The organism is Limnohabitans sp. YIMB22184 (genome assembly GCF_048020265.1).
Classification (GTDB): Bacteria; Pseudomonadota; Gammaproteobacteria; order Burkholderiales; family Burkholderiaceae_C; genus Limnohabitans_A.
In genome coordinates this window covers 2,353,086-2,371,770 of sequence record NZ_CP171843.1, presented here as the reverse complement: position 1 = coordinate 2,371,770, position 18,685 = coordinate 2,353,086, and the positions used below count along the sequence as shown (strand labels likewise).

2 protein-coding genes are annotated in these 18,685 nt (G+C 61.0%); both read left to right on the top strand.

Going from position 1 to position 18,685, the window contains the following annotated elements; translation table 11 throughout:
• The first annotated feature begins 167 nt into the window (after positions 1-167).
• Entirely contained in the window at positions 168-1,508 is a 1,341-nt protein-coding gene (locus ACHEXL_RS10825) for a TolC family protein (protein WP_416559463.1), read from the top strand.
• A gap of 89 nt (positions 1,509-1,597) precedes the next feature.
• The gene (locus ACHEXL_RS10820) at positions 1,598-18,667 is read left to right on the top strand and encodes a Calx-beta domain-containing protein (RefSeq protein WP_416559462.1); all 17,070 of its coding nucleotides are present in this window, start codon (positions 1,598-1,600) and stop codon (positions 18,665-18,667) included.
• Positions 18,668-18,685: the final 18 nt, after the last annotated feature.

The following is an 18,685-nucleotide window of genomic DNA, read 5'->3' as shown; positions in this document are numbered from 1 at the left end:
GATGGGCTTTTTTGTTGAATGTTCGAGATATTCGATCTGTTACTAAATTATTGATTTTTATGTTTAATGACAGATTTTGTCATTTACTGCCCCTTTGGTAATTCTAAAATCCCAATGAGTATTAGCATTTTTGCTATTTTTTGGTAATTAGTCACAAGGAATTGAAAATGTCGAAAAAAGTTACCTCTAAGTTTCAGAGTCGGGCAGCTTTTTCATTGCTGACGGTGGCCCTTCTGATGGCGCATTCTGCTTCGGCTCAAACGGTCAACTTTTCCCAGGCACTGAAGCCCTTGTTAGAGATCGCGCCGCGCACCCAGGCTGCCGATGCGGATGTGCGTGCAGCAGGCGCGCGTGTGGACGAGGTCAGGCGGCGCGCTTGGGCGCCACAATTTGAACTGAACGCGTCCGCTGGTTATCAGCGTTTTGAAAAACCCAACGCGGAGTTGCATGAGGTGGGCAATGCCAAAACCCACACGTTGCGATTGACACAGTTGATTTCGGATTTTGGTCGCAGTACCAAGAGCATTCGTGAAAACGAAATGGTTAAATCGCAGGCTGAAGCGGGTCTGGAGGCCATGAAGCAAGGTGTTGTACTGGATGCCTTGCAGGCTTACTTGTCTGTACAGCGGGCAGAGAAGGTGTTGGCCTTTGCTCGCCTTTCTGAGAAAAATATCGTCGAGCAAGCGCGCATTGAAGATGCCATGGTCGAGGCTGGCCGCGGCTACGTGTCGAACGTGTTGCAAGCTAAAGCCCAGCTGGCAGGAGCCCAGGCTCGGCGTGTTCGCGCTGAGGGTGCGCAGAGTGTAGCGATGTACCGTGTGCAAGCCGTTTTTGGCAACTTGGCGGCTAATTTGCGCTACGAAGAGCAAATCCCCAAGGCCACAAATTTGCCTCGTTCACTGAAAGATGCCTTGGATGAAGCGGATGCCAACAGCTTGCAAATCCGTTTGGGCAAGTTCCGCTCAGAGGCCCTGGCCGAACGGATGGCGTCTATTCGCGCGAGAGAATACGCGCCCAGGTTGCAGTTTTTGGCTGAGGCTCGTCGCGCCACAGCGTTCGATGGTGTGAATGGCACAGTCAAAGACGACAGGGCGCAGTTTCAGTTGAATTACCCCATCAATTTGGGGTTGGCTGGCTCATCGGCCGTCAGTGGTGCGCAACACGATATTGCTGCAAGTCTTGCCCGTGAAGAAGAGACGCGCAATTTGGTCAAAGAGCAGGTGGCCATCGCCTGGCGCAATTTGCAAACAGCCCAAGACAACCAAGTGAATTTGCAAAACCAAGTGCGCTTGGCGCAGGAGTTTTTGAATATCGCACGACAAGAGCGTGCTGTGGGCAAGCGATCTTTGTTGGATGTGTTGTCTGCAGAGACGAACTTGCTCAATGCGCAGAGTGATCTGGTATCCACCGACTTTGATGTGATCTCTGCAAGTTATACCTTGATGCAGGCGATGGGGCGATTGGATTCGGCAACAGTTTTGTCACAACTGGCCGCCAAACGTTCCTGATTTTTCCATTGGCCTGCTGTTTGCTGCGCCATGTTTTTCTAATGTGATAGCACGAGGCGGGCCTTTTGCGCCCCTCTTGGGAGTTCCCAATGTCTGAATTCAATCAAGCGTCCAATTCCAGTTTGTCGGCAGAACCTGTTGTCCTGGCCCAGGCCAATGTGCCGCCCTCCGCGGAGACCTCTTCCAGCAGTGTGTCCAGCGAAGCGGCAAAAGCGGCGCAAGCGTCGTTCACTTCGGCGCTGAGTATGGGCAAGTCGGTTCAGGATGCTGTCAAAGAGGCCGTGGAGCAAGCCAGGCAAGACGCTATCAATAAGGGCATGAGTGAACAGCAGGCCGATGCGTTGGCCGTGCAGGTGCGTGAAGAGTTGGGTGCGCGTGTTCAAAATTTGCCGACTGTGCCATCGACGTTGGCGGGCACTGCCTCTGCAACGGCTGCACAAGCGGGAGCGGCGCAAGCATCTGGTACCAATCCGTCAGCGGTTCAGCCCACCCCTGCTGCGAATGCGACTGCGGCTGCTCTGGCGGCGCCTGGTGTCAACCCGTTGGCCCCATTAGATCCATTGGCAGCGCCAACACAACTGGTGCAAGCCAACTCGGTCGCGACAGCTGGTTCGTCCGTTGTAGGCGTGCCCCAGGAGACACTTGCCCAGGGGCCTTCGACAGTGGATGCTGGAGCGGGTGTCGGTTCCTCTGCTTTGGGTGGTTTCAGCCGGGTGATCAGTTCAAACGTGGGGGTTGACTCAGGTGGCTCGATCAACCTGACAGGGATGATTGCGCCTTATCTTGAGCAAAAAGTGGCCTCGGGTGGCGGCTTGGTCACCGCCATGATGGACCGTTTCGATCTTCGTCCCACTTCTGCAGGTGGTGGTGATCCTGGCACGGTTCAGTCTGCGGTCAATCAGATTGGTACGGTCAAGGCCAGTGGTAACCAAGTCGGTGGAGGCTCTGTGCCCTTGCCGGTTGCTGAAAACAAGCCACCGCTGGAAGCAGCAGGCACTGGGCCCAAGTCGGAGCCGGCACCCATCCGCGTTCCGCCGTTTCTGGACATCGAGGCTTTGGCCCCCTCCGTGTCTGAAGGCCATGAAGGCTTTATCGAGCTCCGGTACAAAGTCACCCGCACCGGTGATTTGTCCGAAATTGACCGAGTCAAATGGACCGCGACAGGTCTCAATGATGACGACATGGCATTGGTGGATGCTTTCTCGAATGGTGAGTTGGTATTTCAACCTCGGGTGGACTCGATAGAAATCGTGATCCGCATTGCATCCAACCGTGTCGTGGGTGCGGACCGTCCCATTGAGGTAGAAATCAAGGATGCCGTCAATGCCCGTCTGGGTTTGGTGACCGCAGCCACCACAACCGTCTTGAACGATGACTACCAGTACGACGTGTCCCGTGCGCTCGATCAGGCCCCCGTGGTGGCCGAGACCAGTGCGGGTGGTGGCGTACCCGTGGTATTTTTGATCACACGCACCGGTCATCTCGACGCCGCATCTTGGGTGGATTACGCGACAAGCTCAGCCTCGGCCTTGCAGGCCAATGATTTCGTGGGTGGCTTGCCATCTGGACGTGTCAGCTTTTCAGCAGGTCAGAGTCAGGCATGGGTCACTTTGGCAGTGCAGCCTGATCAAACGATAGAGGCCAATGAAAATCTGATTTTGAAGCTGACAGACGCGCCTTATCCTGCATTGATTGTCAATGCGCAAGCGACCGTGGTCATTGAGAACGACGACGTGCGTTTCGATATTGCGCCTGTCACCGGATCCAGCGCACCATTGCTTGAAGGCACGGACAACGTAGGTTTGACGCCAGTGGTCTTTTCGGTGTCCAAACATGGTGACGTGACGACCGACCGGACGGTGCGGGTCACGGCCAGTGGGCTGGATGCGACGGATTTTGATGGCAATGTCATTCCCGATGTGGTCTTGACTTTCAGTCCCGGACAGAGCGAGCAACAAGTCACGGTGTGGGTCAAACAAGATGACACAGTTGAGGCCCATGAATCCTTGGTCTTGTCATTGAGTGATGAGAGTGATTCCTCGACGGTCGGCACGCGTACGGCCACTGTCGTCATCGAAAACGACGATGTGCAGTTTGATATTGCCCTTGCCACTGGGCAGTTGGCGCAAGTGTTGGAAGGCACGTCGGCAGGAAACACAGCGGTTGTCTTTGAGGTGACCAAGACAGGTTCCGTGTCTTCAGAGCGCACGGTCAAAGTCAGTGCTGGTGGATTGCTCACGAATGATTTTGTTGGTGATCTGTCCAGCCTGCCAGAGTTTGATCTGACATTTGCAGCCAATGAAACGTCCAAGCTGATCACGCTGACGATTGCCAGAGACGCAGTGGTTGAGGGCCATGAAAACCTCGTTGTGAGTCTGAGTCAACAAAGTCATGGTGCTACTTTGGGCAGCAGCCAAGCCACGGTCACCATTGAAAACGACGACGTCAGTTGGGCGGTAGATCGTCAGTCTGTTTCTGTGCTGGAAGGCACAAGCCAGGCTGGTTCGACACCGGTTGTTTTCACAGTCACGAAAACAGGTGACGTCAATTCCGCACGCACGGTTGACTTTGCGGTCACAGGCCTGTCAGCCGATGATTTTGTGGGTGGACAAGTGCCCGCACAAACCCTCACATTTGCGGCCGGCGAGACCAGCCGAAACGTCACAATCCTGGTCAACCCAGACAACCATGTGAGCGAAGGCGATGAAACGTTGACTTTTTCGCTGAGCAACGCTTCTCATGGTGCGTTGATCACGAAATCCAGCGATGACACGCTGGTTTACAACGACGACATGACGGTGTCTGTGAGTGCCGTGGAGTCCAGTGTCCAAGAAACAGACCAAGGTCAAGAGACCTTGATGGTGTTCCGTGTCGTGCGGTCCGAAGGTTTGAATGCACGCACGGTCGATTGGACGATTTCTCTTGCGGGTGTTGAGGCTGTTGATCTGGGCAATCCGCCTTTGGCTGGAACGGTGGAGTTCGCCCCCGGTCAAACGGAGGTTTACATCACCTTGAGGTTGCCTGGCAACAACCAAGTCAACACGTCAGGCGTGTCGCCCCAAGCGACCATGACGCTCAGCAACCCCAATCACGGAATGCAGCTGGGACAGGCGTCGCAGAACATCACCGTGGTGGACAACGATGTCTATTTTTCGATTGCCGCAGATCAGGCCTCGACGACAGAGGGTTATGCGGGCGAAACAAGCCATCAGACATTGGTTTTCACCGTCACTCGGGACACCGCCAGCGCCGGCAGTGACACAGTTCAGTGGCGTGTTTCACCCTCCAGTGACGTCAATCTGGCCGACTTTGGTGCTGGCCAAGACGCCCTCGCCAATGCTGGACTGCCCAGCGGCACTGTCAGTTTCACGGGAAGCCAAACCACGGCCAAGATCACCTTGGTGGTGGCTGGAGATGATTGGTTTGGTGCCAATGAATCGGTGAAGGTGGAGCTGTCCAATCCTTCACGCGGTGCGATCAAAGACACTCAGGGCCAGGCGAGCAGTTTGATCTTGAACGACGATGCCCCGTATTCCGTGGCCGTTGTGGGCGATGCGCTCAAGTTCGAAGGCAGCGATTCGGCTTCGGCGGCTCAATTTGTGTTCCAGGTCACACGCCCTGCCAACAGCGCGTTGGATGCGCGCGAGTTGCTGTGGTCGGTGCAGGCGGTTGGTACGTTGGACCCAGCCGCCTCGGCCAGTGATTTTGCGTCTGGTGGCGCGCAGTTGCCTTCGGGTGTGGTGTCATTTGCCCAAGGTGAGACCTCGGCCCAGGTGACCATTTCCATTGATCCTGACAGCCTTGTTGAGGGCAGTGAATTCTTCAGGCTGGCTATTGCCGATACGGCGGAGACCCGCAATACCACCATTGCGGTTCCTTTGTCGCAGGCGGTCGAGATCCAGGACGACGATGCAGCCTACCGCATCGATGCGGTCGATGCCATCTTCCTGGAAGGCTCTGTGCAGGGCGGCAGCCATGCCTTTGTGTTCCAGGTCAGCCGCGAGGGGTACCTGGACCGCGCGGCCACGGTGAAATGGGATGTGCAAGGCGTGAGTGGTGGCTCGGCCTCGGCCAATGCCATCGACTTCGCTATCGGTCAGACCACCAACGGCGCGGGTTTTCCGGCCGGCGAGTTGGTGTTCACCGCCGGTCAGGCGACGGCCATGCTCACCGTGCTGGTGGCAGCCGACCCCGACTATGAGCCCAATGAGTTCTTCCAGGTGGCCATCAGCGCTGCCAACGAAGCGGGCATGCACTTTACCCAGCGCACCGCCCAGGGCCTGATCTTCAATGACGAGATAGGCCTGTCGGTGCGCGCCGTCACGCCCAGCCTGCCCGAGGGCGACGCCCAGGGCGCACAGCTGGTGTTCGCCGTCGAGCGCCAGGGCGTGACCCAGGCCGCGTCTACGGTGGACTGGCGTCTTGTCGCGGACGATGCCAACGCCCTGACCGGCGACGACTTCGTCGCCGGTCAGAACGCCTTGACCGGTTCCGTGTTGCCGTCGGGCACCATCAGCTTCAGCGCCGGTGAAGCCACCCGCCTGATCACGCTGCAGGTGGCGCCCGACACGGCGCTTGAGGGCCATGAAGGCTTTCAGTTTGAAATCTTCAACCCCAGCCGGGGCTCGCAGATCCTGACCGCCAGTCAGGCAGGCACGGTGACCAACGACGATTCCGAGATTCACCTGGATCCGCTGACAACGCCGACCGCGGTCGATGAGGGCAACGGCGGCACTCAGCCGTTGGTGCTGCGTGTGCTGCGCGATGGCAGCACCGTGGGCACGGACACCGTGGCTTGGTCGCTCACGGCCACCGGCACCCAGCCGGTGGACCTGGCGACTGACCTGTCAAGCGCAGCGACTGGGACACTCACCTTCGCCGATGGCAGCTCTGTGGCCTTACTGACCCTCAACGTGGTGGCCGATGGATTGCTGGAAGCCGACGAAACCTTCACCCTGACCCTGGGTGCCACCAGCCTGGGCTCCGTGCTCAAGTCGGGTGGGCTGGTCAGCCATGAGATCACGCTCACCAACGACGACAGCGCGGTGTCCTTCACGCCGGTCACGGCCTCGGTCAACGAAGGCAGCCCAGGGCAGGGCGGGGCGCTGGTCTATGAGATCAGCCGAAGCGGCGCGCTGCGTGCGGGCACGGTCGATTACGCTGTCAGTGCAGGTCAGAGTCCGACCGTGGCGGGCGGCGACTTCCCGGGTGTAGCCCTGCCGTCGGGCACGGTCTCCCTCACCCAGGGCCAGAGCAGCCACCTCCTAACGATTGCCATCGAAGGCGACTACTCCAACGAGTCCGACGAAAACTTGAACGTCAGTCTCACGGGCGCTGGCCCCGGCCAGACCTTGGTCGGTACTGCCTCCTACACGGGTGTGATCGTCAATGACGACACTGGCCTGTCTGTGGCCGCCAATCGGGCCTCGCAGGTGGAAGGCTCCACGCCTGGTGGCCTGGTCGCGCACGAGTTCACGGTCACCCGCAGCGGCATTGTGACCGGGCAAACCACCTTCAAGTACGAGGTGCTGGGCTTGGGCGGCACCGGCCTGGCAGCCGACGCCAGTGACTTCAGCGGTGGCGTCCTGCCTACGAGCGAGCTGACCTTTACGGCCAACCAGACCTCTATGGTCATCACGGTTTGGTCCGTGCAAGACGAGGCGGTTGAAAACGATGAAGGCCTGCAGCTTCGCCTGTTTGACGCCTCGGGCCACGCCGACATCCAGCAGGCCACGGCCGATGTCCAGTTGCTGTCCGATGACAGCGGCCTGGCGCTTTCTGCCGACTCGGCCACGGTCGCCGAGGGCAGCCAGGGATCGCAGGCGGTGCGCTTCACCGTTACGCGTACCGGGGACCTTTCCAAGGTCAGCACAGTGGACTGGACGCTCTCCGGCGGGCTGGATGCGGCCGACCTGACAGCCAATGCCCCGACCTCGGGCACGGTGACGTTTGCTGTTAACGCGACCAGCGCCTACATCCACATTCCGCTCAAGGGTGACACCGGCCTAGAGACCGATGAGGTGATGACAGTCACCCTGTCTCAGGCCAGCGCCGGCTCCTTCATCCTGCCCGGCCAAGCCACGGCCAGCACCTTGGTCACCAACGACGACGACCGCCTGACCCTTGTGGCGACTTCGTTGTCAGAGGTGGAGGGCGGCTTGGGCACGACCACGCCGCTGACCTTCACGGTCACCCGCGATCCCCAGGGCGCCTTGCGTGACGGCACGGTGGTGAACTGGACCCTGAACTCCCTGATGCTCAAGCCCAATGACTTCGAACTGGTAAGCGGGCAGAGTCAGGACCGCCTGGGCGGCAACGGGGGCCTGCCCAGCGGTAGTGTTACTTTCGGTGTCAGCCAAACCGCCCTCGAGGTGACCGTGCTGGTGCGCGGCGACGCCGGCGTGGAGCGGGACGAGACCTTCAGCATCGCCATCTCCACCACCACGCCCAACACCGAGTTTGCCAACACAACGGTCAGCGGGGTGGTCACCAACGACGACTTCGGCTTCTCCGTCGAAGCCGTGACTGCGGCCGTAGAAGAAGGTCGCACCCTGCTCAATGGCACGGCCGCGGGCTCGGGCAATGACCTGGTGTTCTCCATCACCCGCGCCGGTGCCACAGACCAGGTGGCCACGGTGAAGTGGACGCTCAGCGCTGCGTCGGGCATGACAGCCGACGACCTGGTGAGCGGCCTGGGCAGCACCACCGAGGTGACTTTCAGCAGCGGCGAGGCCATCAAGCTGATCACCATCGCTGTGCAGGGCGATACCACAATGGAGCCTGATGAGGCCCTGGTGATGACCCTCTCGGATGCCCGCAACGTCACCCAGGGCGGGGCCGTCAACATCGTGGATGCGGCGGCCACCATCGTGGTGCTCAACGACGACCAGCTGTTCGAAGCCCGTGTCAACGGCGGTGCAACCTCGGCTACGGTCCAGGAGGGCGGTGCGTCCAGCACCGTGCCCCTGGTGTTCCAGGTGCTCCGCACAGGCGCATCGTCCGGCACGACCGAGATTTCGTACGCCGTGACCGGCGGCGCGGGTGTGACGCCAGACGACTACGTGGGCAGTCTGCCTGTGGGCATGCTGACCTTTACTGCCGGCCAGACCAGCCAGCTGGTGACTTTGGTGGTCCAGGGCGACCGCCTGGGCGAAGCCGACGAACCCTACACCCTGACTTTGGGCACCCCTTCTAGCGGCGGTGTGAGCAATGCCAGCGCCACCTTCACGGTGGCCAACGACGACACCAATTACCTGCTGGCTCCGGTCTCTGACGTTGTCGAAGGCACAGCTGCAGGCGCGAACAACTTCACCTTCACCATCCAGCGGGTGGGCAAGGTGGACGCCGCGGGTGCAGTGGACTGGGCCGTCACGGCCCGTGGCAGTGATGCGCTCACCGCCGGCGACTTTGTTTCGACCAGCGCCATGCCGTCCGGCCGGGCCAGCTTCGCGCCCAACCAGACTTCCGTGGTCGTGACCTTGCCCATCAGCCAGGACAGCACCATGGAGTCGGACGAGGGCATGGTCATCACCTTGACTAATCCCAACCAAGGCACGCTTGAAACTGGAACCTTGACCCAGGCCACAGCCGTCATCTTGAGCGATGACGACCAGTTCTCCATCGCCCGTGGTGCCGGGCAGGTGGCGACCCTTTATGAGGGCAACTCCGGCAATAAGAATATCGAGTTCACCCTCACCCGCACGGGCGCCTTGCGCGGCGAACGCGTGGTGTCCTATGCCGTCAGCGGAAGCGGCGTCGATGCCTCCGACTTTGATGGCTCGCCCCTGACGGCGGCGGTGACCTTTGCCGAAGGCCAGACCTCGCAGAACATCACCTTGCTGCTCAAGGGTGAATCCGTCTATGAAGACCAGGAAGTCATTCAGGTCTCTCTGAACAACCCGACCGGCGGTGCCACGCTCAATGTGGCGGCGTCGCAAGCCCAGGTGACGGTGGACAACGACGACGCCCAGCTGTCCATCTATGCCGATGACTCTGATGTGACCGAGGGCGACACGCTCAACCAGGCCATTCAAAGCCACCCCGTCACCTTCAGGATCGACCGGGTCGGCTACTACCTGCAGAACTCGGTGTTCTCGTACGCGGTCACCGGCGTCGGTGCCGACGACTTCTACAACGGCATCGTTCCTTCGGGCAACCTGACGTTCACGTCTGGACAATCTTCGCTGACCCTGACCCTGAACCTCAAGCAGGACAGCATCAAGGAGGCCGATGAAAACCTCGTCATCCAGCTGAGCTCACCCAGCCTGGGAACCGAGGTGTCATCCGATGCCGGTTCGGCCACCGTGCTGGTGCGCAATGACGATTCCGAGTTCAACATCTCGACTGCCACGGAAACCGTGCTGGAAGGCGATGCAGGGCATGGCACGGGTGCGCCCCTGGTCTATACCATCACGCGCACGGGGGCGCTCAATTCCTCCGAGGTGGTCCACTGGCAGGCGGAGACCGGCAACACCAACCTGACGGGTGTCGATTTCAGCAACGGCACGAATCACTACCTGAACATCAATTCCCAGGTCGTGCTGCCTTCGGGTTCCATGTCCTTTGCGTCCGGGCAGTCCGTCGCGTCCCTCACGATTTACTCGTTCGGTGACAACGGCCTGGAAGGCAACGAGAGCTTCACCTTCAGGCTGACTGGCTCTACCGATGGCACCTCCATCGGCGCTGCCGGATCCGCCACCAGCACCATCGTGGACGACGACACCCGCGTGTCCGTCGTCGGCAACCTGTCCCTGCCAGAAAAAACTGCCGGGAACACGACAGACTTCGTCTACACCGTCACCCGGACCGGTTATTTGGACCGGGTGTCCGTGGTGGACTACGCGGTGGTGGGGTACGACCAGGCCGGTGCATCCGAAGACCCGGCCAACGACGCTGACTTCGTGGCCGGCACCCTCGGTGGGCGCCTGACCTTCGGCGTGAACGAGACGGCGATTCAGATCACCGTGGTCGTCAACGGGGACAACACCGTGGAAGACGACGAATGGTTCACGGTGAACCTCACCGCCGTCTCCGGCGTGGACGAAGTGGTGGGTTCGTCCGCCCAGGAAATCCGCCGTGATGAGGCCACCTTCTCCGTAGACAACCTTCCCGTGGGCCGCTCCTCGGTGGAGGTCTATGAGGGTGATAGCGTCACCGACGGGGCCAGCGCGGCCGCCAACCAGGCGATGCCCAACAACCAGCTGGCGCATGTCTTCAAAATCAACCGAACCATCAGCACCAGTGGCGAGGCGGTCGTCAACTGGGTGGTGAACGGGGCCGGCGCCAATGGCTACAAGAACGTGGATCCGTCCGATTTCGTTGGGGGCCAGTTCCTGTCGGGTACTCTGACTTTCACGGACACGCAGTCGGTGGCTTACGTCACTGTGCTGACCGTGGCCGATGACGTCGGCGAATTCGACGAGGCGTTCCGCCTGTACCTCTCGTCGGTGTCACCCGGCAGTGACTTCAATGTCAATGAAGGCTACGGCTACTACTCCAACTATGTCGTTCTCAAGAACGATGACACCCGCTTCGACATCGCCGCCGGCGCGGCGGTCACGGAGGGCAGCAACTTCGTTCTGACTGTGACCCGGGCCGGTGATGCCCGCGGCAGCGACCTGGCCCAGTGGGTCATCAACATGAACCCTGGTGGCGAGACCACCAACGAGTCGAGCAGCAGCTCTGCGACTTGGTACAAGTTGGATTCTTCTGATATCGGTTCCTCGGCCTCGGCGATCCAGTCGGCCGTGCTGTCCGACGGCATGAATTTCAACTACGACGCCGCCACCAAGCTGCTCAGTGGCGAAATTTTCTTCAAGGATGGCGAAACCACCAAGACCATCACCATCTCGACCATCGACGACAGCTGGACGGAAACCTGGCGCGAGGTCTTGCCGACCTACATCAGCACCTCCAGCCGCAACGTCACGGGTTCCCTCTACAAGCTGACGGGAAGCTTTGCAGTCGGCGATCAGGTGGATGTCACGGTCGATGGGACGGCGGTGTCCTACACCGTGACCGCCAACGACGTGTTGTCGGGCGGAAACACGGCCGCCGCCTATGAAAACATCCTGACGGGCCTGAAACAGGCGATGGATGCCAACGCCACGGTGGCGGCTTCCTCGTCCGCCAGCTTCTACCGTGAAAACGGTTTGCCGCTCCTGCTGATCGAGGACGACACGCCGTTTGCGACCGCCAGCTTCTCCGTGGTGGGCGGCGCCACCTCCACCGCGGGCGCGGCCCAGGTCGTTGCGGAAGTGCGTCCGGACCAAGAACTGGCGCAGCCCGGCTACACGGGTGATCAATGGATTCTGGATAACGAGTCTGATCTGGTGACCGTGTCTGCGGCTGTGACCTCGGTATATGAGGATGGAACCAACAACGACCAGAAGATCGTCTTCACGCTCACACGGACAGACAACGCGGCCACGGGCTCCCTCAATTACGCCAGCACTGTAGGTTGGAAAGTGTCTGGCCAGGATGGTGTGCTATCGACCGCTGTAGGCGGAGGAGCACTGACGGTCACGAACACCTATTACATTCGTGATTACTTGTACGGTATCACCAATTTTTCTGCTGGCCAGACGACAGCGAACGTGACTTTCAGTGTGCTTGCCGATCTGTCGGTCGAAGCCGATACATCGCTGGTCATGAGCCTGGTCGACGCCAATACGGCCAAATACGCATCCACTTATTACCACCAGTACCTGACACCAGGCGTCTGGGTAACGGATTATCTTTGGGACCAAAACGACAACTACGGTCCATCCAATGTCGATATGAACTCGTCGTCGTCCCGGGCCACGGTGACGGTGCTCAACGACGACATCGTCGTCGTCCTGGGTGTCAATGCCGACAACCAGTTTGCCCGCTACGAGTCTGAACAGTCACCGGTCATCACGCTGACCCGTACCGGCATCTTGGACACCAACGTGGTTTTGTCCTATTCCGTTGGCCATGGGACGACCTCCTCGGCAGATTTCGGGGCCGGGGCCTCGGGCACGCTGACCCTGGCGGCGCAGGCGGAGCACTATGGCACGGCGACCTACACTTTCACACTGAACAATTTCTTTAGCGATGACTTCGTGGCGGAAAGCTCTACCGAGACGTTTAACTTCAACTTGAGCATCCAGAGCACCACCGACGCTGTGGGCCAGCACATCCGCCTGCGCCGAAATGGGCAGTGGGACTTGACGACCAGCATCTCCGAGAGTGGTGTGGTGTACGACAACGACACCGATTACCAGTGGAATTGGCTGGAGACGCCTGCTCAGGAAGGCAGCGATGGAAACACCATCTATTCGACCTTCGTGGCCTCTTTGGTCCGGGCGGCGGGCTACCGTGGGGCGGCCACGGTGACCTGGGGCCTGGCGCCAGGCCATGCGGTCAATGCGCAGGACTTCCTCGGTGATGCGCTTCCCTCGGGGGAAATCACTTTCACTTCAGGGCAAACGGCAGCCCAGATCACCCTGCTGATCAGGCAGGACAGGCTGGTCGAGGCCGACGAATCGTTTGCCTTGCGCGTGACGGGTGATGTGCTCACCGGTGCTGGCTCCATGACGAACACCTACAACGTGGCCAGCCCGACGGTGTCCATCGTGAACGATGACACCGGTCTGGTGATCGGTAACGCGACCGTCATCGAGGGCGATGCAGGTTCGACTTCCCACATCGTCTTCACGGTGACGCGCACCGGCTACACCAACGAATCTGACACGCTCACCTGGGTGGCCGACACCGCCGGTGGCGCGGGCTTTGCCGGCCTGCAGGATTTCGTGGCCACGACGGGTACGGTCAGCTTCGCACCTGGCCAGTCCTCGGCTCAGGTGACTGTGCAAGTGCGCGGAGACAATGACCCGGAAGCCAGTGAGCCCTTCCGCTTCAAGATCACCCAGGCGCAAAACATTGAGGACCAGTCGTACGTCACCAACCCGGGCACGGGCGTCATCCTCAACGACGATGCCGCCTTCTCCATTGCGGCGAACCAGGCCCAAGGAGCCCTGGAGTCCGCGGTCCACACGTTCACCATCACCCGCAACCAGTCCACGGATCAGAACCAGGTGGTGGGCTGGCAAGTAGCTGCCACCTCGGGCGACACGGTCACTGGGAGCGATTTCACGGGAGGTGTCCTGCCTTCGGGCTTTGTGACGTTCACACCGGGCACGCTCTCGGTGACCGTCACCGTGCCAGTGGTCAACGACAGCGGCTATGAGTTCGACGAGGACTACTCGGTGGAGCTGTCCCTGGGCGCAGGCACCGACAATGACACTCTGGCGGTCGGTTCGGCACAGGGCAAGATCATCAATGACGACACGGCCTTCCGCATTGCGGTCAATCAGACGTCCCGCCTCGAGGGGGAGGGCGAGGTGGTCTTCACCGTCACCCGCGTGGGCGACCTCTCCGGCACCTCGACCGTGCAGTTCGCACTCAATGGAGGCTCTGGCTTCAATGCCTCCGATTACTCGGGAACGCTGCCGCCCAACCAGATGCTGACCTTTGCGCCCAATGTGACGGCGCAGACTTTCACCATCCAGGTGAACGGTGACAACAACCTTGAAGCCGATGAAACGCTGACGGCCGTGTTGTCCAGCCCCAGCGGTGCGGTCTTGATCGGTTCCCAAAGCACCTCGACCGTGACGCTCGTCAACGACGACGCGCTCTTCACGCTCAGCAGCGTCTCCGGTGCCCTCGACGCCGACGAAGGGTCGGGTGCCAACCGTGATGTGGTGTTGCGCATCACGCGCACCGGCTACACCGACAGCTCCGGTTCGGTGGACTACACCGTCTCACCGACCTCGGCCACGAACGCGGAGGCCGACTTCGTAACTGGCCTGAGCGGCACCTTGCTGTTCTCGGCGGGTGAGACCGTGCGTGAGTTCACGCTCACCATCGCGGGCGACGCCACGCAAGAGGCCGACGAGACCTTCACCGTTGCGTTGTCCACCAGTTCGTCTAACTTTGCGGTGAATGCCGGCTCGGCCCAGAACCTGGTGCTGCGCAACGACGACACCCGCTTTGACCTGAGTGCTGTGGGCAGCACCACGGTCACCGAAGCCGACCCGTCCAGTACCCCGGCCGACGTGCCCGTGGTGTTCCGGGTGGACCGCAGCGGCCGGCTTTCGGCCCAGCAGGTGGTGACCTGGACGGTCGAGGGCAGGGGCGAAGACGCGGCCTCGGGCAACGACTTTGTGACCACCACGGGCACTGTCACCTTTGCTGCCAACGCCGCGGGTTCCCAGCTGTTCACGGTTTACGTCAAGGGCGACCTTGAGGGCGAGGCCAACGAGGGCTTCCAGGTGACGATCTCTGGCGACGGCCTGCAGTTCGGCGCCAGCAGCGTGACCACGGGCCTGATCGTCGATGACGAGGCCTCCTTCTTGGTGGTCCGCCATGTGTTCGACAGCGGTCCGCAGATCGGCCAGACCGCGGCCGACCCGTACGAGGGCCAGTCCGGCCTGGTCTCCGTGGTGTTCGACGTGATCCGTTCGGGCAATGTGGCCGGCGCCACCAGCAGCGTGTCCTGGAGCGCGGGCGGTGGACTGGAGGCGGCCGACTTCGGCGGCGTGCTGCCGTCTGGACGCCTGACCTTCTCGCCCGGCGAGACCTTGCAAACCATCACGTTGCAGATCCAGGGGGATGCCACCCTGGAGCTGGACGAGAACCTGGTGCTCACGCTGAGCGATCCCTCGGCTGACGCCGATGTGGTCGACGCACGTGCGCAAGCCACTTACACCATCCTCTCGGACGAGACTTCCTGGTCCCTGGAAGCCGTCTCGGCCCCGGTCACGGAGTCGGACACCTCGTCCGGCCATGTCTACCGTGTGGTGCGCACCGGCAGCCTGTATGCCACCACGATTGGCTACAGCGTTGCGGGTGAGGGCGCGCATGCCGCCGATGGTGCCGACTTCGTGGGCGGCACCTTGCCCACTGGGCTGGTGACCTTTGCCCAGGGGCAGGCCACGTCCGAGCTCTTCACCCTCCTGGTCGCAGGCGACAGCCTGCTGGAGTACGAGGAAGGATTCACCGTGACGCTGGCGGCGCCTGCCGGTGACGGTCAGCCACGCATCGAACTGCTGACCGACCCGACGGTGACCTCGACCATCGTCAACGACGATGATGTGATCGGCATCGCCGCCCTCTCCACCCAGGTGGCCGAAGGAGATGTTGGCAGCACAGCGGCGGTGACCTTCACGCTAACCCGTGAAGGCAGTTTGGACGGCACCTCGACCATGGGTTGGCGCGTTCGTGCGGCGGCTTCGGCAGCCGACGCTGGCCCGGATGACTTCGTGGTTGACAGCGGCGTGGTGACCTTCGCCCATGGCCAGTTCGAGATGACGCTGACCCTGCAGGTGCAGGGTGATCTGGACGTGGAGCCCGACGAAGCCTTCGTCGTCGAGCTTCACACCCCCGGTGCGGGCAGCCAGGTCAAGACGGGTGCGGAAAGCGCCAACGGCAGCATCGCCAACAACGACATCGATCTGCGCATTGCGGCGGTCACGGCGCAGGCCAACGAGGGCGACTCGGTTGCCGGCGTGATGACCTTCCGCGTGGAGCGCACGGGCCTGCTCACAGGCTCGACCACGGTGGACTTCGCCGTCTCAGGCACAGGCGGCAGCGCCGCCGATGCCGCCGATTTCCAGGACGGTGTGCCGCCCTCTGGCACGCTCACCTTCGGCGCCGGCGAATCGGTGGCCTGGATCACGGTGGTGACCCGGCCAGACGGTGACTTTGAGGCGTCCGAGTCCTTCCAGGTGCTGCTATCCAGTCCCTCGGGCAATGCCCAGATTGAGGTGGCGGCCGCCACAGGCCTGATCATCAACGACGACGACCAGCTCGAGGCTTGGGCCACCGCCGGTTCGGTGGTTCAGGAAGGCACCAACGCCCAGGCCACGGCCTACACCGACTTTGTGTTCCTCGTGGACCGCACGGGCTCGGCCATCGGTGACGCCAGCGCGACCTGGACAGTCTCGCCGGGCCCTGGCCGTGCGCTTTCTGTGGCCTCTGAGGTGCAGGCGCTCACCGGCACGGTGAGCTTCACCGACGGACAGTCGCAGGCCTTCATCACCGTGGGTGTGCTGGCCGACGCCGTGGGTGAATATGCCGAGAACTTCCGTGTCACGTTGTCCAATCCGTCCTTCGGTTCCACGCTGATCGGTGGTCCTGCCCAAGGCACGGTGGTCAACGACGACCCGGTGCTTTCCATCACTGCCAACCAGTCCAGCGCCCTGGAGGGCAACACCGAGGGGCCGGACACGCCGTTCGTGTTCACCGTCACCCGCACGGGCAACACCAGTGACGCCAGCACGGCGCGCTGGGACGTCTCGGGCGTGGGCAGCGGAGAGTCCGTCAACCCGGTGGATTTCGGCGGCTACATGCCGTCCGGCATGGTGGTCTTCACCGCCGGCCAGGTCACGCAGACGCTCACCGTCATGGTGCTGGCCGACCGGGCGGGCGAGATGGACGAGGGCTTCATCGTGACCTTGTCCGAGCCCACGGGCGCGGACCTGCTCGATGAACGCCTGGCCACCATGGTCATCCTCAATGACGACACCTTGGTCTCCGTCCAAGCCATGGCGGCTTCGGTGATCGAGGGCGATGAAGGAAGTTCTGCAACCACACGTTTCGTGTTGACCCGCGAAGGCGATGTGGCCCAGGCCTCCACCGTGCAATGGCGCGTTGAAGGTGTGGGCACTTCTCAAGTGATGGCCGAGGACTTCTCTACTGCCGATGCCCTGGGCAATGGCGGGTTGCCTAGTGGCACAGTGTCTTTCTCGGCTGGACAGACCACGACTACCGTCTTGATCCAGGTCGACGGCGATGGGCAGTACGGTCCGGACGAGACCTTCCGCGTGAATCTGTCGCAGCCTTCGGTGGGCGGTATTCGCAACGGCTCGGCCACCATGACCGTGGTCAACGACGATGCGCTCATTGGCATCGACACCACGCCCCAACTGGCTTCCGAAGGTGGCACCCTGCAGTTTGCGCTCACGCGCACGGGCAGCGGCTTGTCGCTGTCCAGCGAGGTGGTGGTGCGTTGGGTCGCTACGGGCTACGGCGAGAGTGCTGCATCTTCTGACGATCTGTCGAGCACGTCGGGGCTGGTGACCTTTGCGCCCAACGCGACGGCTGCTGTGATCACCTTGCAGGCGCTGGCTGATACCTTGGTTGAGCGTGACGAGCAGTTCCGCATGACCTTGACTGAAGTCACCTCGGGCAACGCCTCGTTCAATCCGACCGCGTTTGTGGCACATGCCGCTGTCACCGACGAAGACGTGGGTGTGTGGGTGAGCGCGGCGCGATCGCAAGCACTGGAGGGCAGTCAGATCAACGGTCAGACGCCTTTCGTGGTTGAGGTTTTCAGGACCGGTCGACTCGATCAGGTGACCAGCTTGAACCTGTCGGTCAGTGGTGGTGCGACTGACCCCGTTTCGGGCGACGATTTTGCCGTCAGCAGCATGGCCGTCACTTTTGCCGCCAACGTTACTTCGCAGTTGGTGACTCTGAACATCCAGCATGACGCCGCCTTTGAAGCTGACGAATCCTTTGTGGTTCGCATTGACCAAGGGGCGGGGTTCACAGTGATTGGAGAGCCGGTCTATGGCACGGTCATCAACGATGACGGAACCTCTGGCGCTGATGTGCTCTATGGCAGTGCTGGAGACGATGTGCTGCGAGGTGGTGCCGGCAACGATGTCATGTTTGGTCAAGGCGGCGCTGACAGGTTTGTCTTCGATGCCCCAAGCTACGGCATGGATACGGTCATGGACTTCAGTGCCAATGACACCGTGGTCTTCAAGTCAACGGCATTTGGCAACTTGGCCGTTGACACGATCAGCGATCTGTCTGGAACGCTGGACGCCATTTTGGCCAGCTTGAGCACGGCCAATGGTGACCCTGACTTTGTGCGCATCAACGTGACGGGGGAGTTCCAGTTTGCAAGCGGTGTAGCAGGGCATCTCGATGAAATTGAGACAGCGATTTCAGCGGGTCAAGCTACGGGGGCAGGCTTTGTGGCCATTGCAGCGAACAATTCGAATCAAGTCCATCTTTACTATGATGCGGACATGTCGTCCGGCACCAATGGGACGGGCTTGCAAGAAATTGCTGTGCTGCAAGGCATTGACAACGCGCACCATGTTCAACTCGCTCCGGGCGCGTAATCCAATCAGGAAATCGGG

Bases quoted from the DNA above. Each gene is read 5' to 3' on its own strand.
- ACHEXL_RS10825 (WP_416559463.1), top strand. From the start codon at position 168: ATGTCGAAAAAAGTTACCTCTAAGTTTCAGAGTCGGGCAGCTTTTTCA.
- ACHEXL_RS10820 (WP_416559462.1), top strand. From the start codon at position 1,598: ATGTCTGAATTCAATCAAGCGTCCAATTCCAGTTTGTCGGCAGAACCT.